Source organism: Povalibacter sp. (genome assembly GCF_036520495.1).
In the GTDB taxonomy this organism is placed as follows: Bacteria; Pseudomonadota; Gammaproteobacteria; order Steroidobacterales; family Steroidobacteraceae; genus Steroidobacter.
Genome location: NZ_DATDJO010000067.1, coordinates 31102 through 56886, shown reverse-complemented (window position 1 = coordinate 56886; position 25785 = coordinate 31102). Strand labels below are relative to the sequence as shown.

Below are 25785 nucleotides of genomic sequence, written 5' to 3'. Positions count from 1 at the left end.
ATCGTTTCTCGTCGATTAAGAAAGCTAACGATTCCCAATATCAGCGAGGATGCCTTTCCTGGCGTTTCGCCACTTCAGCGTTAATTATTGGTTGTGATTGGATACCCACTGCGTGGCGTAGCGGATCAGCTCGCTGGTGGAGCGCAGATTGAGCTTCTCCCGCATGTGGCGGCGATGGGCGTCGACCGTTTTCATGGAGAGGGTGAGCTGCTGGGAGATCTCGCGCGTGCTGATGCCAGCGCCGATCAGCTTGAACACCTCCAGCTCGCGCTCGGTGAGAGCCGATACCGGATCCTCCTCTGCGCCAGGCATGCGACCGCGTGCCACTTGGCTCAGCAGGCGCTCGCCCATCGAGGCGCTCAGGTGTCGCTGGCCGCGAGCCACCTTGCGCAACGCCCCCAGAAAATCGGTGCCGGCGACATTCTTCATCACATAACCACTGACGCCGAGGCGCAGCAACCGCTCGGCATAGAGCGCTTCCTCCTGCATGGACAGCACCAGCACGCGCACGTCGGGATGATTCTCGCGGATCCACTTGACCAGCTCGACACCATCGTCCGCACCCAATGCGAGGTCGACCACGGCCACATCCGGTGTTCGTCCAGCGATGCAGCTGCGCGCTTCGCTGGCGGAAGACGCCTCGGAAATCAGCTCGAATTCCGGCTGGCCGGCCAGCAATTGCTTCAATCCCTCGCGCACGAAGGGATGGTCATCGACGATGGCTATACGTGTCTGATCCGTCATCTGGTCCTGCCTTGTCTGTCTGAGTTGCCTGGTGTGCAACCCGCAACCCTGCACCGGGCGCGCGTCTCCAACCCTATTTTGTACGCTCTCGCATAGGTGCAGCGCCAGCCGGTAGCAATCCCCATTTTCCACAACGTACCGGGAGTGCTAGCTTTACCGATCAGCGGGTATGCGACCCGTGCAGATTTGAGGAACACAGCGCAGCGCATGAAAAAGGAACCCCCAGCCGTACTGCGCTTCGTTCTGCTCGAAGACAACGTAAACGATGCTGAACTGATTCAGCTCGAACTCGAACGCAATGGCGTGCACGTCGAATGGACCCATGTCGCCTCGCGGCAATCGTTCCTCGATGCGCTGCGCGACGACACGAAAACGCCTGACCTGGTGCTGGCGGACTACACGCTACCCGGTTTCGACGGCCTCGCCGCGCTCAAGCTGGTGCTGGAGTGGCGGCCCGATGTGCCGTTCATCTTCGTCTCGGGATCGCTCGGTGAAGAACGCGCCATCGAGGCCCTGAAAAGCGGCGCCACCGATTACGTGCTGAAGGATCGCCTGCAGCGACTGCCTGCGGTTGTGACGCGCGCGCTCACTGAAGCACGCGAACGTCGCGAAAGGCGCCAGGCCGAAGCGGCCCTCGAAGATCAGCGACTGCTGCTCGGCACATTGATCGACAGTCTGCCGGAAATCGTCTACGCGGTGGATACGCAAAGCCGCCTCACTGTCGTGAACCGCGCGCTGCTCGATACCTTGCGCAAGAAGCGCGAAGCGGTCATCGGCCACCGGCTGTCAGAGGTCTGGCCGGAAGAAACCATCGTCGAAATGGAGACCCAGGCGGAAACCATTTTTCGCACGGGGCGCGCGATGACCGACCAGGAGCGCGCGTGGATCACGCCCGACGGCTCCGTGCGCTGGTTTACGTTCACGCACGTGCCGCTGCGCGATCACAGCAGCGTCGTCGGCCTGGTATGCACGGTGCGCGAGATCACCAATCAGAAAGCCCTGGAACAGGAGATCCTGGAAATCTCCAATCGCGAGCAGCGCCGCCTCGGCAGCGACCTGCACGACGGCCTGGGCCAGGAACTCACGGGACTGTCGCTGTTGCTGAAGGGGCTGGAAATGCAGCTGGCCCGCGAAGCCCAGCAATATTCCTCGCAGATCGTGAAGATCAGCAACCTGCTGGCTCAGGCGATCCAGAGCACACGCTCGCTGGCACGCGGACTGGCACCGGTGAATCTCGAGCGCGGCGGCCTGCCCGAGGCGTTGAAACATCTCACTGCACGCTGCACCGACATGTACAGCCTCGAGTGCACCTTCACCAACAGCGCCGTGAAACTGCCCGACCTGGAAGAAGGCGCCGCGACGCATCTGTATCGCATCGCCCAGGAAGCCACCACGAATGCGGCGCGTTATGCGCGTGCCACCACGATCGCAATCGATCTGCGCAGCACCGGCCGCAAATTGCAGCTCTCCATCACCGACAACGGCATCGGTCTGACCGCCGGTCTCGCGCATGGCCGCCCGGGCATGGGCCTCAAGATCATGGAATACCGCGCACGCATGCTGGGCGGCACGGTGAGTTTCGAAGAACCGGGACAGGGAACCAGGGTCGTGTTGTCGGCGCCGCTGCACTTGTTGCGGCCGGCGAAGGACAAGCTGCGAAGGGCGATCTGAGATGAAATGAGGGCGGCCTTCGTCCGCCGCCGTTTCACTTCCTTACGACCGGCACCAGCGTGTGATCCGCTCCATTCCACACATTGACGAACGATTCCATCTCGCTCGCCGGCATGGGGGGCGCAATGAAGTCGCCCTGCAACGCGTCGCAGCCGGCCTGATCGAGCATTTCGAACACGGGTGAGGTTTCGACGCCTTCGGCGCAGACGCTCAGCGACAGGTTGTGGGCGAGATCGATGATCGCGCGCACGACCGTTGCTGCCGCACGACCCGTGGGGATTTCCGAGATGAGCAGGCGATCGATCTTCACTTCGCTGAATGGCATCTTGTAGAGCTGCGTCAGGGACGACGTGCCGATGCCGAAGTCGTCGAGCGACAGGCCGACACCGCGCACGCGCAGGCGCGTGAAGATGTCCATCACCAGGTCCGGATCGTCCAGCGATGCTGCTTCCGTGACTTCGAGCGTGAGCTGCTCGGCCGTCGCATCGAACTCGCGCAACAGCACGCCGAGGCGATCGGGGAATTCGAGATCCTGCACGAGGCGTGGCGACAGATTCACGGCGGCGCCAAGTTCCAGGCCGCGGGTCCGCCAATGGCCAATCTGACGAATCGCATCGGTGAGCACGAAATCGGTTACACCAACGATCAGTCCCGATCGCTCTGCCAGCGGCAGAAACTCGCCGGGCGGCAACAGTCCCAGCGTCGGATGACGCCAGCGCACCAGCGCTTCAGCACTGCGGACCTGCCAGTCGTTGTTGCTGCGCACGACCTTGGGCTGGTAGTGCACGACGAGTTCGTGTTCTTCGATCGCCCGCTGCAGGTCTTCCACCGTCAGGCGCTGAGCGGGCTCGAGATGACGCACCAGCAGCGACTCGATCTCCTCGAGCATGGCCGGCTTCTGCAACGTGCCGAGCATTTTCAGGCCGAGCTGATCACCGAGCTGACGCGCACTCATCAGCACACGCTGGTCCATGCCGCTCGCGAGCAGGATGCCGGCAGTGGTGCCAACCCGACCGAGGTAGCGCAGGGCCTCCACGCCATCCATGCCGGGCATCTGCAGGTCGAGCAGGATCAGCGCGGGTTGACGGGTACTCAGCTGTTCACGAAAGGCGGCTTCGCTGCTCGCCGTGATCACATCGCAACCGACACCGGCGCCGACCTGCACGATCAGGTCGAGAAAATCCACCTCGTCATCGACTGCCAGCAACAGATTGCACTCATGCCGGGACACTATCTATCTCCTGTGCTTCATCGAGTATTGCGCGCACGTGACGCGCGAGGTCCTCGACGCGATACGGCTTGGTCAGCAACTGCAGGGTTCCATCCAGCATCTGCCGACTCAGAATCGAACTCTCACTGAAGGCCGACGTCATGAGGACCTTCAAACCGGGGCGTCGTGCACGCAATTTCTCCACCAGCTGCGCCCCTGTCAGCCCACCGGGCAGCATGACATCGGAAAATACCAGTGCGATGTCGGTGTGTTGCATGAACTTGTCCAGCGCCTGATAGCCGTTGGCGGCTTCCAGGACACGGTACCCGAGGCTACTAAGGATATCGACCGCCGTCGCCCGGACTTCAGGGTTGTCTTCGACAACCAGGATTGTCTCCCACCCGGACGGCACTTCTGCGGACGATCCACCATCGCGGGGCGCCGCGTCGATCGTCTGATCGAGCGCACGCGGCAGGAACAGTTGCACCTTGGTGCCCTTGCCCTCCGCGCTGTCGATGTGAACATGGCCGCCCGATTGCCGCACGAACCCGTAGACCATCGGCAGCCCCAGGCCACTGCCCTTGCCGATATCCTTGGTCGTGAAGAACGGTTCGAACGCGCGTTTGAGAGTCTCCTGCGACATGCCCTGGCCCGTATCGATCACTTCCAGAACGGCATAGTCACCCGGCGGCATGCTCTGTGTGCCGGCAGATTCCGCCACCGCGGCCGCGACGGATTCGTTGCGCGTGCGGATGATGATGGCGCCACCGCCGGGCATGGCGTCGCGCGCATTGATGGCGAGGTTCAGCACGGCATTTTCGAGCTGACCCGGGTCGATTTTCACCGGCCACACGTCGGAGGCCGACACCAGGCGCACGTCGATATCGCCCGTCATGGAACGACGCAGCAACTCATACATGCCGCCAATCAGCGATCGGAGCTCGACGACGCGCGGCTCCAGCACCTGCTGACGGGCGAATGCAAGCAGTCGACGCGTCAGATCTGCCCCGCGCATCGCGGCCTTCATGGATGTCTCGGCCTGGCGCTGCAGGCGCGGCTGATCGTGCAGACCGCGCGTCAGCAACTGCATGTTGCCGATGATGACGGCAAGCAGATTGTTGAAGTCGTGCGCGATGCCGCCCGTGAGCCGGCCGACGACCTCCATCTTCTGGCTCTGACGCAACTCCGCCTCGAGCTGCTTGCGCTCCGTGACGTCGCGCGCCGCGACGAAGCAGCCGAGGATCTCGCCGCCTTCGTCGACATGCGGCAGAAAGACGCTCTCCATGTCGACGAACTGCCCGGTCGGCCCGCGCAATTGACCGTGCGACTCGACCGTCTGTCCCTGCAGCGCCGCGCGAAACTGGGCGCCGACGGCTGCGTAGCGCCGCTCGCCGATCACCTCACGCACAGGTTGGCCGCTTGTCGGTGCCAGTCCCTTGTTGAAGAATTGCTGGAACGGGCGGTTCGCATACATGACCTGCTCGTTGCGATCGAGGTAAGCCACGTACAGCGGCAACGAATCGAGCACCGTGCCGTAGAAATTCTGACTCCGGCCGAGCGCCGTCTCGGCCTCGACCTGCGGACTGACATCACTGATGGATCCGGACAGGCGCAGCGGCCGATTGGCGGCATCGCGTACCGCCTGGCCGCGCAGGCGGCACCAGATCAGCGCGCCACCGTGCGTAATGACACGGCAGCGCAGATCCAGCGGCACCTGGTTTTCGAGATGCCGGCGGATCTTGTGCAGCACCAGAACGCGGTCGTCAGGATGCAGGACGTGCTGGAATGCATTGAACGTGTCTGGAAAATCACTCTCTGAGTAGCCCACGATTTCGCGGAAGCGCTCGGCGTACCAGACGTGACCGGTGAGCAGGTTCCAGTCGTAGAGACCATCGGACGTGCCGCGCACGGCGCGCTCCCAGCGCTCGTGAACCTCCACCGATCGATCGGCCTCGAGACGCCGATGCGAAATGTCCTGGAGGACGCCGATCATGCGCAACGCTCCGCCCCTGGCGTCACGCCGCACGACGTCGGCACGCGCGGCGAACCACTTGCTCTTGCCCGAGGGTAGCATCAGTGCGTATTCGCTCTGGAAGCTTGCGGTGACACCCCGGAAATGCTGCTCGAAACGCTCCAGCACGTCGGGCCGATCGGCTGGCAACATCAGCCGCTCAGGCAGTTCCTTGCGGTTCAGCAGATCCGCCGGATCGATGTCCAGCGCCTGGCGCCACTGATCGTTGTAATAGACCTCGTCGCGCTCGACGTTCCATTCCCACATTGCCAGCGCACTGCCCTCCATCGCCACCTGAAGGCGCGATTCGCTCGTGCGCAGCGACTCGCGCAGGCGAATGTACAGCGAAAGATCTTCGATGCCGACCAACAGGTGGGTCGTCGTGCCGTCGGCACTGAAGGGTTGCACCATCACGCGTGCGGGCAGCGACTGGCCGTCGCGCACGTTGATAGCCAGTTCGCAGGCATGTGCTTTTGCACCGGCGATGGCTTCACGCAATCCCTGAACGACGAGTGCATCGCTGGTCGCGTCGATCACGAACAGGGGACTGAGTCCGCGGCAAGTCGCCTCGTCGTGACCGGTCAGCGTGACGAACGCGGGATTCGCGCGGAATATCTGTCGTTGGCCGCCTGCCTCGCCCACCAGCAGAGCGGGGTGCGGCAAGGCATCGAGCAGGGCCGTGTAGCCCCACAGCGCGGCGGCCACAGTCACGCGCTGACCTCACCCGCGGCATTGCGAGACTGGATGAATGACATATTCTGCTGGGGCCACATAAGGGGCCGAGCATGGCCGGAATCCACGAAAAAAACTGTGGACTGGCCCCGGTAGGCAGCGAATTGCGGGATTGGCGGAACGCGAACAGCTGCCATCCGCTGCGTGAAAAGGAGACCGTCCTCACGGTCGGTCTGCGGGTTCCTATCGTGCGAGCCAGCCGCCGTCGACCGGCAGGATCGTGCCGTGGATGTAATCGGACGCCGCCGAGGCCAGAAACACGGCGGCGCCGCCCAGATCGGCCGGGCTGCCCCAGCGCGCCGCCGGAATGCGGGCCAGGATGTCCTTGCTCCGCTGCTCATCCGAGCGCAGGGCGCTGGTGTTGTTGGTTTCAAAGTAGCCGGGCGCGATGGCGTTCACATTGATGCCCTTCGACGCCCACTCATTCGCCAGCAACTTGGTGATGCCCGCCAGTCCGCTCTTGCTGGCAGTGTACGACGCAGTGCGGATGCCGCCCTGGAACGACAGCATCGAGGCGATGTTGATGACCTTGCCGGGACGCCCGACCTTCACCAGCTGCTGGGCAACCGCCTGCGCGAGAAAGAACGGCGTTTTGAGATTCACATCGAGGGCGGCGTCCCAATCCGACTCCGTGAACACCAGCGCATCGGCCCGCCGGATCAGACCGGCGTTGTTCACCAGAATGTCGACGCGACCCGCCGCGTCGATGGCCTGGGCCACGATGCGCTCCGCTTCGTGACTGCGCTCCAGGTCGGCGTAGACGGAGTGCAGCTTGCGTCCCAGCGCCGCGACTTCGCGCTCCGTGTCGTTCGCACTCGACCGGCCGACGGCGACGATGTCGGCGCCGGCCTGCGCCATTGCAATGGCGATACCCTGGCCGAGCCCTGTGTTCGCACCGGTGACCAGTGCGACCTTGCCCGCCAGCGAAAATGGATTGGATTGGGTCATTGGCATCACTTGAGCTGACAGATGTCGAGGACGTTCATGTCCGTGTAGTCGAGGTTCTCGCCACCCATCGCCCAGATGAACGCGTAGTTCTTGGTGCCGGCGCCCATGTGAATCGACCACGGCGGCGACATCACGGCTTCTTCATTGCGGATGACGATGCTGCGCGTGTCCTCCGGCTGTCCCATGAAGTGCATGACGCACTGGTCGCCCTGCCCTTCCAGATCGAAGTAGAAATAGACCTCGGAGCGACGGTCGTGCAGGTGCGGCGGCATGGTGTTCCACACGCTGCCCGACTTCAGGACGGTCAGTCCCAGCAGCAGCTGCGACGACTTGCACGTCGCGGGGACGATGTACTGGTAGATCGTGCGTTCGTTGGACGTTTCGAGGCTGCCGCGCTCGAGCGGCACCGCCTTGTCGATCGAGATCTGCTGCGTTTCGAAGCGCGCATGCGCGGGGGTGGAAACGAGGTAGAACTTCGCGGTCTGTCCGGACGCGCCGGATTCGAACACGACGTCCTTCGTACCCATCGGGATATACAGGCCGTCCTTGGGTCCGAGCGCGTACGCCGTGCCGTCGACGGTGACCCTGCCCGGCGCCTTGCCGATATTGATCACGCCGAGTTCGCGGCGCTCGAGAAACGGTTTGCCCGCGGCCGAGGCCGGCTCGGTCTGATCGGGCAGGCGGACCGCCCTGGTCGACGCCGACGCGCCGCCGATGACGAAACGCTCGTAGTGCGTGTAGTTGAGCGTGACGGCATCGGTGCCGAACAGACCGTCGACGAGATAACGGTCGCGCAGTTGCTGGTTGCTGGCGCCCGCCATCATGTCGGGATGCGTCGCGTGATAGGTCTTCTTGAACACTGGTGAATCCCTCGCGGGGTGAATTCAGAGCCGATAGGCCCGCTTCGGCAGGCGGTAAGCGAGATCGACGACGACCTGTGCCGCGTCGTCTTCATCGATGCGATGCTCCGCGACGAGACGCGAGAGCCAGACGCAGTCCATGCGCCGCGCGAGATCGTGGCGCGCGGGAATGGACAGGAAGGCACGCGTGTCGTCGTTGAACCCGACGGTGTTGTAGAAGCCCGCGGTTTCGGTGGTGTACTCGCGAAAGCGCAACATGCCTTCGGGACTGTCGTGGAACCACCAGGCCGGGCCGAGTTTCAGCACCGGGTAATGCCCGGCCAGCGGCGCCAGTTCGCGGCTGTAAGCGGTTTCATCGAGCGTGAACAGGATCACCGTGAGCTTCGGCTCGTTGCCATAGCGATCGAGCAGCGGCTTCAGTGCGCGCACGTACTCCGTGGGATGCGGCACGTCCGCACCCTTGTCACGACCGTAGTGATCGAACACCCAGCGATTGTGATTGCGGAACGCGCCTGGATGAATCTGCATGACCAGCCCGTCGTCGAGACTGATGCGCGCCATTTCGACGAGCATGGCGGCACGGAAGAGTTCGGCATCCGCGGCGCTGAAATTCCCGGTCGTCACTCGGGCGAAGAGCCGCTCAGCCTCGAACGACGACAGGTCGGCAGTCGCCGCACTGATATGCCCGTGGTCCGTCGATGTCGCGCCGGCGGCCGCGAAATCCGCACGCCGTTTGCGATGCGCCTGGAGGTAGCCGCGCCACGAATAGGTGTCTTCGCCCGTGATTTCACTGAAGCGATCGAGCGCGCCGCCAAACGCTTCGTGTTCCGGATCGATCACTGCATCCGGCCGATACGCAGTGATCACCCGTCCGCGCCAGCCGCTGCGCGCAATGTCGTGATGATGATCCAGTGTGTCGACAGGCGACTCGGTCGTCGCGATGACTTCGATGTTGAAGCGCTCGAACAACGCACGCGGCCGGAACGGCGGCGTCGCGAGCTGCTCGCCGATGACGTCGAAATAGCGGTCGGCCGTCGATGCGTCGAGCCGCTCTTCGAAGCCGAACACCTTGGCGAACACATAGTCGAGCCACAGCGCCGACGGCGTCCCGCGGAACAGATGCTGGTTGTTCGCGAACAATCGCCATGCCTCGCGCGGATCGGCCGTCGACGGGCCCTCGCGGCTCGGCACGCCAAGATCAGCCAGTGAGATCCCCTGGCTGTAGAGCATCCGGTACAGGTAATGGTCGGGGGCCAGCAGCAACTCGGTCGCGTTGGAAAACGCCTCATTGCGGGAAAACCATTGCGGATCGGTGTGGCCGTGGGGACTGAGAATCGGCAGGTCCTGCACCAGAGCGTACAAGCGCCGGGCGATGGCGCGAGTCGCGGCATCCGCCGGGAATAACCGGTCCTCGTGGAGCTGGAGTGGTCGGGCCATCAATGTTGCATTGCGGGTCGAAAACCCGCCTGTCCCCCATCGTTAGGGAGTCATGGTAACCGGTGTCATAGAGTGAGGAAAGAGGATGGAACCCTAAGGCCCTAGGCGCCAGGTCCTAGGCGCCAGGTACAACCGATGATGCAGTCAGGCGAGCCTCTCCTTCTAGAGCCTAGAGCCTAGAGCCTAGAGCCTAGAGCCTCCGCCTCAATCCCTCGGCCTTCCCGAGGACTCGCGCACGATGAGGTGCGGAAAGAACGTGCTGGACGTGGGCGGCGGGCCCTGAGTGCCGGCGATCTTCGCCATCACCCGTTCGGCCGCCAATTTGCCCATGTCGCGAATGGGCTGGCGCATCGTTGTCAGCGAAGGACACAGGCGCGATGCCAGCGGACTGTCGTCGAAACCAATCACGGTCAGGTCATCGGGGATCTTGAGGCCGCGCAGATACGCGGTGCGATAGACGCCTGCGGCGGTTTCATCGTTGCCGGCAAAGATCGCGGTGGGACGTGGCGATCGCGACAGCAACAATTCGGCGCAAGCCGCGCCAGACTCGAAGGTGTACAGGCCCTCGACGACGAATTCCGGCGGCATCGTCAGGCCGCGTTCTGCGAGTGCATCCGAAAATCCCGCGAGACGTTCGATCGCCGACCGATAGGTCTGCGGGCCGATGATCATCGAAATGCGTTTGTGACCCAGCTTCCACAGATGCTCTGCCACTTCCGCCGCTGACTGCCGGTCCATCGACAACACCAGGTTCTGCGGCTCGTCCAGCGGCGCGGACAGGACCCGCACGTACGGACATCCGAGCTTTTGCAGCATCTCGGCGAGCGCGGCGTTCTCAGAGACGGGCGGCAACATGATGACGCCATCCAGCTTCTGCCGGCTGATGAGTTCGCGGATCTCGGGAAGGAACTTGTCGCTGGTGCGATCGCAGGGATGCACCACGAGTTCATAGCCCTGCTTGCGCAGCGCACCGAGTGCACCTTCCTGGATGTTGATCACATAGGGCGCATTGGGATTGTCATACACGAGGCCGATCAGGAATGAGCGACGGAACGCCAGGCCGCGCGCCTGCGGATCGGGCGTGTAGCCAACACGTTCCATGATCTCTGCGATGCGGGTACGCGTGTCCTCGCGCACGAACGGCGATTCATTGATGACGCGCGATACGGTCTTCTTGGAAACGTTGGCCAGCCGCGCGATGTCGTTGATCGTGTGCTTGCGCGTCGGGTCTTCGATACGCGGCGGTGGCGGCGTTGCGATCGTCGGCGCGGCTTTGCGGGCGGCCTTTCTGGCGGTCTTTCTGGCGGTCTTCTTGACCATGTCTACCTTGTCGATGATGGAGCGCTCGGCAGGAAAATGCCGCACATGAAAGCCTAACAGGCGCGCGCGAATCGCAGCGCGACGGGGCGACATCATGACACCGGTTTCCCCCGGAGCTAAGATGCCCTATCGATCCGCGGACTTCCAGTCGTCTGCCGCATGAACAGCACTCCCCCCAGCGCCTTGCGCATCACCTTCCGCGACGATGTCGCCATCGCCCTGCGCGATCTCGCCGCAGGCGAGCACGTGTCCGTGGCAGGCGCCGGGATTACCCTGCTGGAGCCGATCGCACGCGGACACAAGTTTGCCGTTCGGGCCATCGGCGCATCGCAGCCAGTCCGTAAATACGGATGGCCGATCGGACGCGCGCGCCATGACATCGCCATCGGCGCCCACGTACACACCCACAACGTCTCGACCGGACTCTCCGGCCTGGACGAGTATCGCTACGAACCGGCGACACCCCCGCAGTCGCCGCCGCGATCCGCTGCGTCGTTCATGGGTTATCGGCGCAGCAACGGCCGGGTCGGCACGCGCAATGAAGTCTGGATTCTCTGCACCGTCGGCTGCGTCGGCCGAACGGCAGAGCGCATCGCGCGTCTCGGCGCGCAACGGTTCGCCGGCCGCGTCGACGGCATTCATGCGTTTGCGCATCAGTTCGGCTGCTCGCAGCTCGGCGGCGACCTCGATCGCACCCGCAGGTTGATCGCGGCGCTGGCCTGCCACCCCAACGCCGGCGGCGTGCTGATCGTCGGACTCGGCTGCGAATCGAATCAGCTCGACAAGTTGCTCGCAGGCATTCCGCCGCAGGAACGCGAGCACATCCGCTCCTTTGCCGCCCAGGCCAGCGGCGATGAGACCGAAGCCGGCCTGCGCGCCCTCGAAGAACTGGTCGCGATTGCCGAACGCGCGCAGCGCGAGGCGTGCCCGATGAGCGATCTGTCGATCGGCCTGAAGTGCGGCGGCTCCGACGGCTTCAGCGGCATCACGGCAAATCCGCTGGTCGGCCGCATCGCCGATCGCGTCACGGCGGCCGGCGGCGCCGCCATTCTCACGGAAATTCCCGAAGTATTCGGCGCCGAGCAGTTGCTCATGGAACGGGCGGCCAGCCGCGAGGTGTTCGACGGCATCGTCAGCGTCGTCAACGACTTCAAGGACTACTTCCTGCGCAACAACCAAGCGGTCCACGAGAATCCATCGCCCGGCAATATCGCCGGCGGCATCACGACGCTGGAAGAAAAATCACTCGGCGCCGTGCAGAAGGGCGGTCATGCGACCGTGACCCAGGTGATCCGTTATGCCGAACGCACGAATCAGCCTGGCCTCACGCTGCTCGAAGCGCCTGGCAACGACGGTATTTCATCGACGGCGCTGGTCGCGGCAGGCGCGACGATCGTGCTGTTCACCACAGGTCGTGGCACACCGCTGGGGTTTCCGGCGCCGACGCTCAAGATCAGCTCCAACTCCGCTCTCGCACAGAACAAACCACACTGGATCGACTTCGATGCAGGCCGCGTGCTCACGGGCGAGGACGTCGAACACGTGACTAATGAGTTCCTGCAACTCATCCTCGCCACCGCTTCGGGTCAACCAGCGAAGAACGAACTCAACGAAGAACGTGAGATCGCCATCTGGAAAGATGGCGTGACGCTATAGAACCGGGAAGCCGCAAAAGACCGCATAAAAGAACGGACATTTTCTAATCGATCCAGGAGTTTTCTTCTTTTTTGCGGTCTTTTGCGGCTCTATTGTCTCGTTCAGTGCTTCAGAACCGACGGCAGCCACAGCGACAGCGACGGAATGTAGATCACCAGCACCAGCACGACGAAGGACGCGAGATAGAACGGCCAGATGGATCGCAGGGCCTGGGTCACGCTGATTCCGCCGATCGCCGTGCCGACGAACAACACCGAGCCGACGGGTGGTGTGATGAGGCCGATGCCGGCGTTGAGAATCAGGATCACGCCGAAGTGCACGGGGTCGACACCGAACGCTTTGGCCACCGGCAGGAAGATCGGCGTGCAGATGATGATCAGCGGCGCCAGATCCATGAACGTGCCCAGGATCAGCAGCGTGATCATGATCAGAAACAGGATCACGTACTTGTTGTCCGAGATCGCAGTCAGCGCCTCAACAGCGGCCGTCGGCACCTGCAGGTACGCGAGTAGCCAGCCGAAGGATGCGGCCGCCCCGATGACGAACAGGATCAATCCCGTCGTGCGCACGGCGCCCGTGCAGGTCTCGACGAAATGTCGCCACGTCAGTCGACGATAGAGCAGACCGGTCACGAGCAACGCGTACGCCACCGCGATGGACGCGCTCTCGACCGCGGTGAAGATGCCGGCGCGGATACCGAAGAAAATCATCGCGACCAGCAGCAATCCCGGCAGTGCCGAGATGAACCGCAGCAGCACTTCGCGAAATCCTGGAAACGCTTCGGTCGCATACCCTCGGCGCCGCGCAATCGCCCAGCCGGTGAACATCAGCACCGCCGTCATCAGAAGCGCAGGAATCACGCCGGCAGCAAACAGGTCAGCAATCGAGATCGACCCGCCGGCGGATGCGGAGAACAGAATCAGGTTGTGCGACGGCGGTACGAGCAAGGCCACGAGCGCTGCAGTGACCGACACGTTCACGGCGAAGTCGCGATCGAAACCACGCTTCACCATCTGCGGAATCATTGCGCCGCCGATTGCGGAAACATCGGCAATCGCGGATCCGGAAACGCCACCGAAAAACAGCGACGCGAGCACGTTCACCTGCCCGAGACCGCCGCGCTGGTGACCGACCAGTGAGCTGGCGAAGGAAATGAGTCGCTCCGATATCCCGCCGCGCATCATCAGTTCGCCGGCAAAAATAAAGAGCGGGATCGCGATCAGCGAGATCGTGCCGGCGCCGGCAGCGGTCTGCTGCACGACGACGATCGCGGGTAGGTCCAGGTACAACACCGTCGCCAGCGACGATGCGATCAGCGCAAAGCCGACCGGCACGCCCAGGACCAGCAACACCGCGAACACCAGAAACAGGATCGTGACGGCCATGGATTCTTGTTCCGACTCTTCTGTTTGGAGGCGCGATTACTCGCGCGGCGGCAGCTGTTCGGGCAGCGGCACGATGATCCGTTCAATGGCGAACAGCGTGATCAGCGTCCCGCCGAAACACAGGGGCATGAACGAAAAGCCCTGCGGTAGCGGCGCGCCGGCCATCCGGTAGTCCCAGGCATCGATCATCATCTCGCCGCCCCAGAGAGCGAGCATGAGTCCGGTGCCGGCGGCGATCAGGTTCGCGAAGACCCGCAGCGCGCGCCGCAACGGCGGCTTGGCGGATTCGATCAGGATGAAGAAGCCGAAATGACGGCTGGAGCGTACGCCAGCGGCCGCACCGAACATCATGGTGGTCGCCATGAAGAACAACGCGACCGGCTCCGTCCAGCTCGGCGCGGAGTTCAGCACGTAGCGCGCAAACACCTGCCAGCCTTCGACGATGGCCATGCCGATGATGGAAATGCCAGCAATGGCGATCGTGGCCGACGCGATCGGGTCGAGTGCCGCGCTCAAGGTTGAATTCTTGCCGGTCATGAATCCCCCGCCGAAAAACCACTCAGGCCGCAGCGCGTACCAGTTCGTAGATCTGTCGCAGATCCGTTCTCGCCACGTACTGTTCGAGCACGGGCGCCGCCGCCTTGTGGAAGGCATCGCGATCGACTTCATTGAAGTGCACGCCCGACGCCAACACGATCTGCCGCGCCTCTTCTTCCATCCGGTCCCACAGGCTGCGCATGTAGGGCACGGACTCGCGGGCCGTTGCCGCCACCAGCTCGCGATCGTCGCTCGACAGTGCATCAAAGGTTCGCCGCGACATCAGCAATGCTTCTGGCGAATACGAATGCTCGGTGCGCGACAGATAACGTGCGACTTCGAAATGGCGGCTGCTCTGGAAGCTGCGCCAGTTGTTCTCGGCGCCATCGATGAGATGGGTCTGCAGCGCCGAGTACACCTCGCCGAACGGCAGCGGCGTCGGTTCAGCGCCTAGCGCGGCAGCCATCTCGAGAAAAATGTCCGAGGGCGGCACCCGGAACTTCAGCCCTTGCAGGTCTTGCGGTTCGTGAATCGCACGACGCACGTTGTAGAACGAGCGCGAGCCCGCGTCATAGATCGCAAGCCCGATCAGGTTGCGTTGCTCGAATCCCTCGAGGACCAGTCGGCCGCCTTCGCCATCGACCACGCGACGCATGTGGTCGACCGAGTCGAAGACATACGGCAATGCGAACAGCTGTGTCAGTGGAAACGGATTATTCAGCGCGGCGAAGTTGACGCGGGTGATGTCGAGCGCGCCGAACCGTGTCAGATCCACCGTGTCGCCTTCACGACCCAGCTGCCCCGCGAAGTACACGCGAATGCGCAGACGTCCACCGGTGCGCTCTTCGAGTTGCTTGCCGATCCAGCGCACGGCCTCCACGGTGGGATAGCCATTCACATGAACGTCTGCCGCGGTGAGAAACCCGTCCGTGGCAGCGTGAGCACCGGTTGCCAACGTAAGGCCCATGCCGGCGGCACCGAACAGGACGTCACGCCGGGAGAGCGGGCTGCGGATCATTTCGCTGCTCCGAGGTACGGCTGCGCCGCGACGGCACGACACTGGATTTCACCGTATTCGCCGAATACCAGACGCGAGTGCTCGCCAACGCGAATGTCATGCACCCCGGTGATCATGCCGGTGGAGAGATAGGCGCCTGCGCGCAAGGGGCGTCCGAGTTGCGCGGCCTTGTTGAGCGCGAAGGCGAAGGCTTCGAGCGGCGTCTGTGGGATCGCGATCGTGCCCTTGCCCACCGACCTGCCATCGATGAACGTCTCGACGTCGAGCCCCGTCGTGCGGGTGCGCCAGTCGGTGATAGTCGCGCCGATCACGACGCCCCAGTTGTTACCGAAATCGGAAATCACTGCGCCGGGCCCGTGATCGTTCAACGTAGCGAGTGGACTGCTTGCTACTTCAACGCCGATGCACAGTGAAGCGACCAGCTCCGCCGCTTCGGCAGGCGTCCAATCCGTCTTGCCGGGCGGTGCATCCGCACGAACGTACAGGCCGACCTCTGCTTCGACCGCCGCAAAGCCGCCGGGAATGACGGGGCACTCGGCAACCTGCCCCGGTGCAACGACATGTACATTGCGTGCGAACACCGGGCCGATGAGCCGCGGCTCGGGATACTGCGATTGCGATTGGGGGCCGATGCGCGCCACCTTCCAGCCGACGAGGCGATCGGGCCAACGCTCGATCGCGAGCTGCTGGACCTGGTAGGCGGTGGCGAGATCGGCGGGGACGGTGCCCGGATAAGAAGGAATCGACACGCCTTGCAAGCGCGCGCTCGTGAAATGCCCTGCGATACCGGCATTGCTGTCGTTCAAACCAGCTCCCCCCGAATACACAGTTTTAATCTTGTGGGGCTGTATATAGGAAACCGGTGTCATTTACAATGAACGCGCGTCCTCAAAACAATACTCTCCGCAGGGGAATCTTCATGAGAATCAATGGTCACCGCTTCCATCGAGCGGCGTCTGCCGGGCTGATTCGCGCACTCTGCGTGATTGTCGCCGCGGGTGCCGTTTTCAGCGGCGCCAACGCTACCGCGGCGGAGCCCGAAGTCGCCTTTCCCGGCGCGGTCGGCTGGGCTGCGCACACCCAGGGCGGGCGCGGCGGCAAGATCATCAAGGTCACGACGCTGGCCGCTGAGGGCGCCGGTTCATTCGTCGCAGCCCTCAATGCGAAAGGCCCTCGCATCATCGTGTTCGAAGTCGGCGGCGTGATCGATCTCGGCAAGCGTGAGCTGCGGATCACCGAACCGTTCCTCACTATCGCCGGGCAGACCGCGCCCTCTCCCGGCATCACGCTCATCAAGACTGGCATCGACATCGCCACGCACGACGTGATCATTCAGCACCTGCGCATTCGCACCGGCGCGGCGGGCGCGGAGAAGCGCAGCGGTTGGGAACCGGACACGATCTCCACCATCAACGCGTACAACGTGATCGTCGATCACTGCTCGCTGACCTGGGCCATCGACGAGAATCTGTCGGCATCCGGTCCGCGCTTCACTGGCAACACACCGGATGAATGGCGCAAGGCCGTGTCGCACGACATCACCTACAGCAACAACCTCATCGCCGAGGGACTCGCGCACGCGACGCATTCGAAGGGCGAGCACTCAAAGGGCTCGTTGATTCACGACAACGTCAACAACATCCTGATCGTCGGCAATCTCTATGCGCACAACTACGAGCGTAACCCGCTGTTCAAGGGCGGCGTGCGCGGCATGGTGATCAACAATCTCATCTACAACCCCGGCCAGCGCGCGGTTCACTACAACCTGATCCCCGAGGAATGGTTCGGCCGCGAGTACCAGAATGGTCACCTCACGCTCATCGGCAATGTCCTGCGCGGCGGACCGTCGACCCATGCGGGTTTGCCGCTGTTCATGCTTGGCGGCTCCGGCGATATCGAGCTCTACGAAGAAGACAACATCGCAGTCGACTGGACCGGCAATCCGCTGCCGAAGACCGGACGCTATACGACATCGAAAGCGCAGATCCTGCCGATGACGAAGCCGACGCTGCCGTTCGGTGTGAAGCCGATACCTGCCGCGGATGTGCAGGATGCCGTGATCAAGGAAGCCGGCGCCCGTCCCTGGGACCGCGACAAAATCGATGCGCGCATCGTGGCCGACACGATCGAAGGCCGCGGCGAGATCATCGACAGCGAAGACCAGGTGGGCGGCTATCCGGTCCAGCAGGAAACACGTCAGGCCTTCAACGAAAAGGACTGGGACCTTGCGACCATGACGCCGAAGGTGGCGCCGGCGAAGGGGAACATTCCGCGCTGACGCGCGGGGTGACGTCACTCACGAGAGCCTCTATTTACGCGGAGGTGCCCGCCGATCAAGGGACTCCGCTCCGTGAACGCTCGCTACTACATTGATCCGCAAACCAGCGTTCCGCACATTTACGGGCACGATGTCCGTGAGCCGGAGGAAGTGCTTGAACGGCCTGCCGAAGATTATCCAGGCCGGGAAGGTTCCCGAACCAGGCAGCGTGTTCGAGATCACGGCCTACGATCTTCGCGGCAAACCGCTACTTGCATATAGACGGCGCAGGCGCCGTAAGCAGACATGACCAAGCACAGCAAATTTCCCCCAGGGTGGGACGAAGAACGCGTCCGGCGAGCGCTCAAGCACTACGAGTCGCAGTCGGAAGAAGAAGCTGTGGCCGAAGACGAAGCAGCGTTCGACTCGTCTGCCATGACCGTCATGAACGTCCCGAAAGAGCTCGTTCCGGAGATTCGTGAACTCATTGCGCGTCATAAGAAAAACGCTTGAGGTCCGATTCTCCTCGGGAAGCCGACTGACTTCTTTCTGGCGGTCACTGCTAGTCGTCAATGGTCAAACTTCTCTCACTTCGTGACTGAAAGGAAATCCGGCGGGGCCGCCCGACATTCACTTTTTCAGTAAGTCCCTCTCTGTATGAACGGCACCTGCGCGAAGAGCTTGCGCTCGCCACCGCGCGGGTCATCGACGAGCATCGAGTCGGCGTCGAAGACCATTGTCGAGCGCCTGTCGAGTTCGTAAGGCCGCCACTGCGGAATGCCCGCGTGATTCGGATCGCCTGTCTTCGCAAACGCGATGAAAGCATCACTCATCTGATCCGCCGTCTTCTGCGCGTGCGGCCCGCTCCCCGTCAGCGACTGGGGCTGCGCGACGTTGTCGAACACCAGTGGAATATCCATCGTGTGCATCGCGCCGTATCGTCCGCCCGCAAGCGGCGATCGGTAGTTCAATTGGTAGGTATACACGGGTGATCCCTGTGCGGCGCGCAGCTCGGCCTCGATGACGGCGCCGCGCCATGATCGTCCTGCGGTGGTGGCTGCAAAGAACACTTCTGTCGGCGAATACTGCGGATAGAGGCGCCGGTACTCCGCGATCACGTGGTCCGGATCGATGTCGACGTGCAGCTGCGGCAGCAGCCGCTCCGGCAGCTGTTGCCAGGTGAGTTCGCGCACGCCTGGTTCATTGCCGAGGAAGGCGATCGTCTCGTCGCGGGTGTTGCCGATGATCATCGGAATGCCCGCGGATTGCGGCGGCGCATCCGGATAGAAGGGATGGCGCGGCAACGAGACCTGATCCAGTACCGGCCCGAAATACAGCGACCTGCCGACGAGGGTCGCGTCGGGAGCCTTGATGGCTGCAACGAGTTCCTCGGCACTGACTCTATGGATCTGCTCCAGATCGCCCGACGGGATCTTCAGTGCATCGAGGTACGCCCGCGCCCGCAGCGTCGCGCTATGCGGCCCGGACGCCGTGACCTGCTGACCACTCATCGTCGCGGCGCGATGAAACAGTCCGCGCGCCGCCGGCATGGCCATCAGCGAAGCGATCTTCGCGCCGCCGCCCGACTGCCCGAAGACCATCACCCGATCGCGATCGCCGCCAAACTCTGCGGCGTGATCACGCACCCACGTGAGCGCCATCACCAGATCCAGCAAGCCAACGTTGCCGGACGATGCGTATTCCGCACCGCCGATGCGCCCGAGATACAGATGACCGAAGGCATTGAGCCGATGATTCACGGTGACCACGACGACATCGCCACGGCGGCACAGACGCGTCCCGTCGTAAAGCGGGCTCGATCCCGATCCCGTGCTGAACTCGCCACCGTGGAAATACACCATCACCGGACGCTTCGCCGCATCACGCAGACCCGGCGTCCACACATTGAGCACGAGGCAATCCTCGCTCATCGTCTCCGCTGAGCCGGCTTGCGGGCAGGCGGGGCCATAGTCGAGTGCATCCTTCACACCCTTCCAGGCGGACGGTGGTAACGCGGGACGAAAGCGACGCGTGGCAGTGTCGGCACCGTACGGGATCCCTTTGAACACCCGCACGCCCTGATCCACGTAGCCGCGCACCTTGCCGCCGCGGGTCGTGGCGGTGACGTGCTTCTGCCCCGCCGCGAACAGTGTCGCGGGCAGGAGCAGCGACCCTGCACTGACGAGACCCACCTGCAGCAAGTCGCGTCGTCCGATCATCGGTTTCCGTGTCACTCGTCGCTCCCGAGCAATCCCTGGCTCATCAACCACTGCCGGGCGCGATCGATCCAGCGATCGGTGGTCGTCGCATTGTGCAGCCCGTAGCCATGACCACCCGCCGGATACACGATCAGTTCGACGGGCACCTTATGAGCCTGCAGCGCTTCGAAGAAGCGGATGCTATTGCCCACCGGCACCGTGGCATCGTCCGCGGCATGAACGATGAACGTCCGGGGCGTCGCATCGGTCACCTGCAACTCGTTCGAGTACCGACGGATGGTGTCTGGTGTGGGCGAATCTCCCAGCAGCATCCTGCGCGAGTATGCGTGCGCGAGCGGGTCGCTGAAGCTGATCACCGGATAGATGAGCATCAGGAAATCCGGCCGCAGGTTCACGCCCTGCCATGCTGGCAGCACCGGGTCGACATGCGTTGCGACCGTGGCGGCGAGGTGTCCACCGGCTGAGAATCCGAGGACGCCGATGCGCGATGCGTCGATATTCCAGTCGGCGGCTCGTGCGCGAACGATGCGCACTGCCTGTTGCACGTCCTGCAACGGCCCCAGCGTTCGATCCTGCATGTGCATCGGATCGGGCGTGCGGTATTTGAGAACGAAGGCGGCGACACCCATCGCATTAAAGGCCTTCGCCACCTCGCTGCCCTCCTTCACGATCGAGAGGCCTCGATAACTGCCGCCGGGAAGAATGATCACCGCCGCGCGCTTCACATCCCGCTGCTGCGGCAGATAGGGCGTCAGTGTCGGACGCGAGATGTTCAGCAGAAAGGGATACGCCTCCCTGGGATCGCGCAAAGCCTCCTGGTCCGGCGCTTCGATCGCACCCGGAATCGCGCCCGGGTAGAGAGGTAATGCCTGCTCTGCATTCTCGAGCGAATGCGCCGTCAACGACGCCAGCGCCAGTGCTGCTGCCATCAACACCTTCATCACGGCGCGGCCGGCGGGTAGGCGATGATGAGCACCAGATCCTCATCGCCGATCTGGCGGATGCCCACGTCCGCACCTTCATGCATGAACGTGGCGCTGTTCGGCCCGACATCGACTTTCGTGTCATCGACTGAGAGCTCGCCGCGGCCGCTCACGACGTAGTACACCTCGTCATGCGTCAGCACATGCATGCCGATCGATGAGCCTGGATGCAGTGCGCGTTTGCGAAAAATGACCTTCGCATCCGCGACGTCGTCGAAGTAGCGATAGGCCGTCGTAGTGCCGGCGCCTTCGTGCGGACCGGGCTCTTCGCGAGTGACCGCGGCGTCTTCGCGGAGGAAGTAGCGATTGCGAACATGGCGCGAAGCCTCTGCGGATGCGGGTTGCGGCGAATCGCCGCTGCAGGCGGTGAGCAGGCCAAACGCCACTGTCGCGAGAATGAGTCGTGAGTCGGTCATCGCCTCACCAGAGACAAAAAAAGGGCGTCGAGCCCGCGAGGACCCGACGCCAGCAGAGACTGAGGATCAGGGGAGAACCTCAGAATTTGTAACGGGCGCCGAGAATGTAGTTGCGGCCTGTGTGGTGATAGAAGTTCGGACGATTCGATACATCGACGTACTGATCCTGGAACTCATCGGTCAGGTTCAGCAGTTCGAGCGTGAGATCCAGGTTGTCAGTCACCGAGAACCGCGCCGATGCATCGAGCGTCAGCGTCTCGAGCGTGCCTTCGACGCTGTTGCCGTTCTGTCCCGGCAGACGCGTGATGAACTCGTCGCGGTACGCCGCTGAGATACGCGCGGTGAAGCGCTCCACCTCGTAGTACAACGTCGCATTCCACGAGGTCTTCGACAGACCGTCGAGCTGATCCAGGAGGTATCCACGCGGATCGACGGAAACGGCGACGGGATACTCGAACTCCGAGTCTGTGTACGTGTAGTTCAGGATCGTGCCGAAATTGGCGAAAGCGCCCGGTAGGAACGTGAATGGCTGCTGGTAGCTGAATTCGAAACCGCGCAGCCAGCCACCGTCGCCATTGACCGTGGTATTGAACGTCCAATCCGCCGACGGCGAGCATCCGGCCGTGGCGCCGCAGGCCGCGATCGCGACGCTGTCAGGAAGACCGAACGGATTGCCCGTGAAGGGGGCCGTGACGCTCGTGCCGGTGGGACGGCTCCCCACGTCCTTGTAGAACAGGGCGAGGCCCAGCAGCGATTCATCGGCGAAATACCATTCGAAACCCAGGTCGTACGCTTTGGCCAGCGTGGGATCCAGATTCGGATTACCCAGGGTCGCCGCACGCGACGAGCCCGACACTGTCACCGTGCCGCCCGGATTGATGCCGTTGAGGCCGGGCCGTGACATCACCTTTGCTGCCGAAGCGCGCACGATGAATTCATCCGTTACGTTGTACGCAAGGTTCAACGAGGGGAGTGTGTTGTCGTACGTACGCTCGGCTTCGACATACACCGGTGCGCCGGCAATGAAGCTGTAGCCGTTCGAGTTCTGCGTCGTCTCCACGTAACGCACGCCGATGTTACCGCGCAGGGTGCGATCGAACACCTGCGTATTCCAGTCGAGCTGCACGAACGCGCCGAGATCTTCTTCCTCGACATCGCGATTGTTGGCCAACGAGGGCTCCGCACCCATCGGCCACGCGGCCGGGTTGTAGAGATCCAGCAGGTCGGCAGCAACGCTCATGTCAGGCACGAGGAACGACATGTTGGTGCCGGCAGGTGCGTTGAATCCCCTGCCGAGATTGAACGTCGTTGCGTACTGCGAGATCGGAATGCCGGCGATGCTGCCCGGGATCGTGGCTTCCTGGTTGGCAGTAGTGCCGTTGGAACGGCGCAGTTCCGTCGTTTCGAAGGTGAACTTCTTGTACTGACCGCCGCCTTTCAGCTTGATCGCGTCCGATGCCTCCCATTCCAGTTGCATCTGACCGACCTGGAACTCGTTGTCAGTGGTCTGCGGGCGCAGTCGGACCTGCGAAAGATACCAGCCATTCGACTGATACGTCTGCGGCGAACCGGCCGGCGGACGCACACCCTGCGCCGATGAGGTGAGATCGCCACCGGTGTAGGAGATCAGGGGCAGCCGGCTGTTGCCGCGATAGTCGTAAGTGACTTGCGGGAATCCGAGCCAATCGAACAGCAGCGTGGTCTGCTTGGGATTCTCGTGATTCGCCTCGGAGTAGCCGACCAGTGCGGTAGCCGTCAGTGTGTCAGTGATGGCGAACGATCCGTCCAGCGTCGCCTGCTTGAACTCGGTCGACAGCTCGTCGAAGCGCTGTTCGGAGCGGATGTCGACATTGTTGAACACGCCGTAGACGAGGGTGTTGTTCGCATCGATCACCGCATCCTGCACGGTGATGCCGTTCGCCGCGGCGCTGAAGTTGGGGATTTCCAGGAAGATTTCCGAGCGCGTGGCGTTGAACTCGGCGTAGGCGGTATCCAGGTTCAACGAGAAGCGGTCGTTCGGCGCGAACTGCAACGAGGCCGTGATGCCGAGGCGATCCTGCTCGTGTTCGTAGTAGTCATAGCGCGGAATGCGCGGCACGAACGCTGAGTTCAGCTGCGCGAGCGTATAGCCGCCGGCGCCGTTGGACGCGGGTGCGAAATTTCCGTTGGCACTCGCCTGTCCCCAGCGGACAGTGCTCGAGCCCTCGTCGATCAGCTTGCGATCCGTGTAAGCCACCGAGACCAATGCACCGAAGGTACCGTCGCCCCAGGTGTTGCTCAGCAACATGGACGCGCGCGGGCTCACATCTTCGATCAGATCGTTGTACTGCCCCTGACCCGAGACGACGAATTGCAGACCGTCGTAATCGAAGGGACGGGCGGTGCGCAGGTCGACGGTCGCACCGAGCGAACCTTCTTCCAGATCCGCCGCAGCGGATTTGTGCACGGTGATGCTGTTGAACAGCTCGGACGCAAACGTATTGAAGTCGAAGCCGCGCGTACGGTTTGTGCCGCCCGCCGCGTCGGTGCCGCCGTTGGCGGACATTGCCTCGATGCCGTTCAGGCGTACGCGCGTGAATTCAGGCGACAAACCGCGCACGGAGATCTGACGGCCTTCGCCTGCATCGCGAGCGATCGCGACGCCGGGGATGCGCTGGATGGACTCAGCCAGGTTCAGATCGGGGAAATCCGCGATGTCTTCGGCACGAATCGAGTCGACGGCGCCGATCGCGTCGCGCTTGTCAGTGAGAGCGAGATTCAAGCTCTCGCGAAAGCCAGTGACGATGACTTCTTCGAGCGCGCCCTCAGTCGGCGCAGCCTGTTGCGCCTGAGCGGCTACCCCGACGATTGAAACCGACGCGAAGCCAAGGATTGCGCGAATCGATGCGCGAAGAGTCGCGCGATTACGATCGACTGCCAGCATGTTGATTACTCCCCCATCGTTGCCACGAACGGGGGCAGCGCTCGCTGTGCCAGGGCACGCATTGCACCTTCCCCCACCAGCGCCTTCGGGCGCTTATCCGATCTGAAAGCCGTATTCTTGACACCGGTGGCAAAAAACCACGACACACAAATGACACCGGTGACAATCGGAGGCTAGCAGAGCACCATATCGGCCGGCAAGACCGTCGCGGTTGGTGATTTCGCAACAGCCTGCGCACGGGCAGGATGATGCATCGCAAGAAGCATTTGCCGGCTGTCGGAGTGCAGCCATGCATACAAATCAACGCTTTTCGGGGTACGTTTCGCGACCTATGAGCAGATCCATTCTGTGCTTCGGCGAAGTTCTGTTGCGGTTGTCGGCGCCCGGCAAGCAGTTGCTGATGCAAAGCGGCAGCTTCGAGGCCCATGTCGGGGGTGCCGAGGCGAATGTCGCAGTGTCCCTGAGCAGACTGGGACATCGCACCGCCATTGCGAGCAACCTGCCGGACAACGCGCTGGGCCATTCGTGCATCGGTGAATTGCAGCGCCATGGCGTCGATATCGGCGCCGTGCAGTTTCGCGAAGGCCGCATGGGGTTGTATTTCCTGACTCACGGAGCCGGCCAGCGTCCTGCGGAAGTCCTGTACGACCGCGCACAGTCTGCGTTCGCGCTCGCCCCTGCCGAGACGCATGACTGGAAGAGTCTGCTGCAGGACACTCAGTGGCTGCACATCTCCGGCATTACACCCGCGGTAAGTGCGGCCGCCGCCGAGGCCGCACTACTCGCGATGCGCGCGGCGCGGGCAATGAACGTGAACGTGTCCTTCGACTGCAATTTCCGCGCGAAACTCTGGGGTACGCGCTCGGCGCAGGCGCCGAAGATCCTCAGCGAGCTGTGCCAGCACGCCGATCTGATCTTCGGCGACGATCGCGATCTCGCCTTCATGCTCGGGTTCGACGCCGGAAACGTGTCCGCTACCGAGAAGCGGCGCAAGGCCGCAGCCGTCGCGTTCGAAACATTCAGGGCATTGCGGTGGATTGCCTATACCGAACGCACGCGCCACAGCGCCGACTCGCAGCAACTCGCCGGCACCCTGCACACCGCGCAAGACGTATTCACCACACGACCGTATCCGCTGCAGGGTATCGTCGATCGCATCGGCGCTGGCGATGCATTCGCGGCCGGCATTCTGCACGGGTTGATCCGCGGCCTGAGCCCGCAGGCAACGGTTGATTTCGCCACCGCGGCCGGCTGTCTCAAGCATACGATCCCTGGCGACTTCAACCTGCTCGGCGTCAGCGACATCGAGCTGTTTCTTTCCGAGGTACAGACGGATGTGAGGAGATAGGCTGACTGGCTGGCCGGCCAACCGGCTCACTGGCCAACCGGCTCACTGGCCAGACGTGAAATCCGACTTCTTCATCTGGCCAGTTGGCCAGTTGGCCAGTCGGCCAGTCG

The 25785-nt window shown here is 62.9% G+C and carries 20 protein-coding genes; 5 read left to right on the top strand and 15 right to left on the bottom strand.

Translation table 11 applies throughout. The features are described 5' to 3' along the window. Nucleotides 1-84 precede the first annotated feature (84 nt). The gene (locus tag VIZ63_RS22875) at nt 85-744 is read right to left on the bottom strand and encodes a response regulator transcription factor (RefSeq protein ID WP_331612134.1); all 660 of its coding nucleotides are present in this window, start codon (nt 742-744) and stop codon (nt 85-87) included. 207 nt (nt 745-951) lie between these two features. Between VIZ63_RS22875 and VIZ63_RS22870 the strand changes: the two genes are divergently transcribed. After that, entirely contained in the window at nt 952-2415 is a 1464-nt protein-coding gene (locus VIZ63_RS22870) for a PAS domain S-box protein (RefSeq protein WP_331612133.1), read from the top strand. Nucleotides 2416-2449: 34 nt separating this feature from the next. Here the strand turns inward: VIZ63_RS22870 and VIZ63_RS22865 are convergent, their stop codons facing one another. From VIZ63_RS22865 to VIZ63_RS22840, 6 genes are all read right to left on the bottom strand, one after another. Beyond that, nucleotides 2450-3646, bottom strand: coding sequence for an EAL domain-containing response regulator (locus tag VIZ63_RS22865; protein ID WP_331612132.1), 1197 nt, complete (start codon nt 3644-3646; stop codon nt 2450-2452). Next, nucleotides 3633-6347, bottom strand: coding sequence for a hybrid sensor histidine kinase/response regulator (locus VIZ63_RS22860; RefSeq protein ID WP_331612131.1), 2715 nt, complete (start codon nt 6345-6347; stop codon nt 3633-3635). The genes VIZ63_RS22865 and VIZ63_RS22860 overlap by 14 nt, the downstream gene beginning before the upstream one ends. A 204-nt stretch (nt 6348-6551) precedes the next feature. Next, a complete protein-coding gene (kduD, locus tag VIZ63_RS22855) occupies nt 6552-7316 on the bottom strand; it encodes a 2-dehydro-3-deoxy-D-gluconate 5-dehydrogenase KduD (protein ID WP_331612130.1) in 765 nt (254 codons plus the stop codon). A 5-nt stretch (nt 7317-7321) separates the two neighbouring features. After that, nucleotides 7322-8176, bottom strand: coding sequence for a 5-dehydro-4-deoxy-D-glucuronate isomerase (gene kduI, locus VIZ63_RS22850; RefSeq protein ID WP_331612129.1), 855 nt, complete (start codon nt 8174-8176; stop codon nt 7322-7324). A 24-nt stretch (nt 8177-8200) separates the two neighbouring features. Beyond that, the gene (gene uxaC, locus VIZ63_RS22845) at nt 8201-9613 is read right to left on the bottom strand and encodes a glucuronate isomerase (protein WP_331612128.1); all 1413 of its coding nucleotides are present in this window, start codon (nt 9611-9613) and stop codon (nt 8201-8203) included. A gap of 204 nt (nt 9614-9817) precedes the next feature. Further along, nucleotides 9818-11029: a LacI family DNA-binding transcriptional regulator gene (locus VIZ63_RS22840; RefSeq protein WP_331612127.1), complete on the bottom strand. Its 1212-nt coding sequence runs from the start codon at nt 11027-11029 to the stop codon at nt 9818-9820. 63 nt (nt 11030-11092) lie between these two features. Between VIZ63_RS22840 and VIZ63_RS22835 the strand changes: the two genes are divergently transcribed. Next, on the top strand, nt 11093-12589 hold the full coding sequence (locus VIZ63_RS22835) for an altronate dehydratase family protein (RefSeq protein WP_331612126.1): 1497 nt from the start codon (nt 11093-11095) through the stop codon (nt 12587-12589). A 101-nt stretch (nt 12590-12690) separates the two neighbouring features. Here VIZ63_RS22835 and VIZ63_RS22830 read toward each other — a convergent pair whose 3' ends face one another. From VIZ63_RS22830 to VIZ63_RS22815, 4 genes are read right to left on the bottom strand one after another with little or no spacing between them, the layout of a single operon-like run. Beyond that, entirely contained in the window at nt 12691-13974 is a 1284-nt protein-coding gene (locus VIZ63_RS22830; protein ID WP_331612125.1) for a TRAP transporter large permease, read from the bottom strand. Nucleotides 13975-14010: 36 nt separating this feature from the next. After that, the gene (locus VIZ63_RS22825) at nt 14011-14511 is read right to left on the bottom strand and encodes a TRAP transporter small permease (protein WP_331612124.1); all 501 of its coding nucleotides are present in this window, start codon (nt 14509-14511) and stop codon (nt 14011-14013) included. Between the two features lie 22 nt (nt 14512-14533). Continuing rightward, a complete protein-coding gene (locus VIZ63_RS22820) occupies nt 14534-15529 on the bottom strand; it encodes a TRAP transporter substrate-binding protein (RefSeq protein WP_331612123.1) in 996 nt (331 codons plus the stop codon). Next, nucleotides 15526-16335 (bottom strand): hypothetical protein, encoded by an 810-nt coding sequence (locus VIZ63_RS22815; RefSeq protein WP_331612122.1) that lies wholly within the window; start codon nt 16333-16335, stop codon nt 15526-15528. The genes VIZ63_RS22820 and VIZ63_RS22815 overlap by 4 nt, the downstream gene beginning before the upstream one ends. Before the next feature lie 113 nt (nt 16336-16448). On the opposite strand from VIZ63_RS22815, the gene VIZ63_RS22810 reads away from it, so the two are divergent. Beyond that, nucleotides 16449-17807 carry a hypothetical protein gene (locus tag VIZ63_RS22810; RefSeq protein ID WP_331612121.1) on the top strand — a complete coding sequence of 453 codons (1359 nt, stop codon included), beginning with the start codon at nt 16449-16451 and terminating at the stop codon, nt 17805-17807. Between the two features lie 285 nt (nt 17808-18092). Further along, on the top strand, nt 18093-18299 hold the full coding sequence (locus VIZ63_RS22805; protein ID WP_331612120.1) for a hypothetical protein: 207 nt from the start codon (nt 18093-18095) through the stop codon (nt 18297-18299). A gap of 125 nt (nt 18300-18424) precedes the next feature. Here the strand turns inward: VIZ63_RS22805 and VIZ63_RS22800 are convergent, their stop codons facing one another. The 4 genes from VIZ63_RS22800 to VIZ63_RS22785 form a co-directional block, all read right to left on the bottom strand. After that, on the bottom strand, nt 18425-20005 hold the full coding sequence (locus tag VIZ63_RS22800; RefSeq protein WP_349261259.1) for a carboxylesterase/lipase family protein: 1581 nt from the start codon (nt 20003-20005) through the stop codon (nt 18425-18427). 11 nt (nt 20006-20016) lie between these two features. Next, nucleotides 20017-20934, bottom strand: a complete 918-nt coding sequence (locus tag VIZ63_RS22795; RefSeq protein ID WP_331612118.1) for an alpha/beta hydrolase — start codon at nt 20932-20934, stop codon at nt 20017-20019. An 11-nt stretch (nt 20935-20945) separates the two neighbouring features. After that, nucleotides 20946-21404, bottom strand: coding sequence for a cupin domain-containing protein (locus VIZ63_RS22790; RefSeq protein ID WP_331612117.1), 459 nt, complete (start codon nt 21402-21404; stop codon nt 20946-20948). Nucleotides 21405-21483: 79 nt separating this feature from the next. Then, nucleotides 21484-24327, bottom strand: coding sequence for a TonB-dependent receptor (locus tag VIZ63_RS22785; RefSeq protein ID WP_331612116.1), 2844 nt, complete (start codon nt 24325-24327; stop codon nt 21484-21486). A 331-nt stretch (nt 24328-24658) separates the two neighbouring features. On the opposite strand from VIZ63_RS22785, the gene VIZ63_RS22780 reads away from it, so the two are divergent. Beyond that, nucleotides 24659-25675, top strand: a complete 1017-nt coding sequence (locus VIZ63_RS22780) for a sugar kinase (RefSeq protein WP_331612115.1) — start codon at nt 24659-24661, stop codon at nt 25673-25675. The last annotated feature ends 110 nt before the right edge of the window (nt 25676-25785 follow it).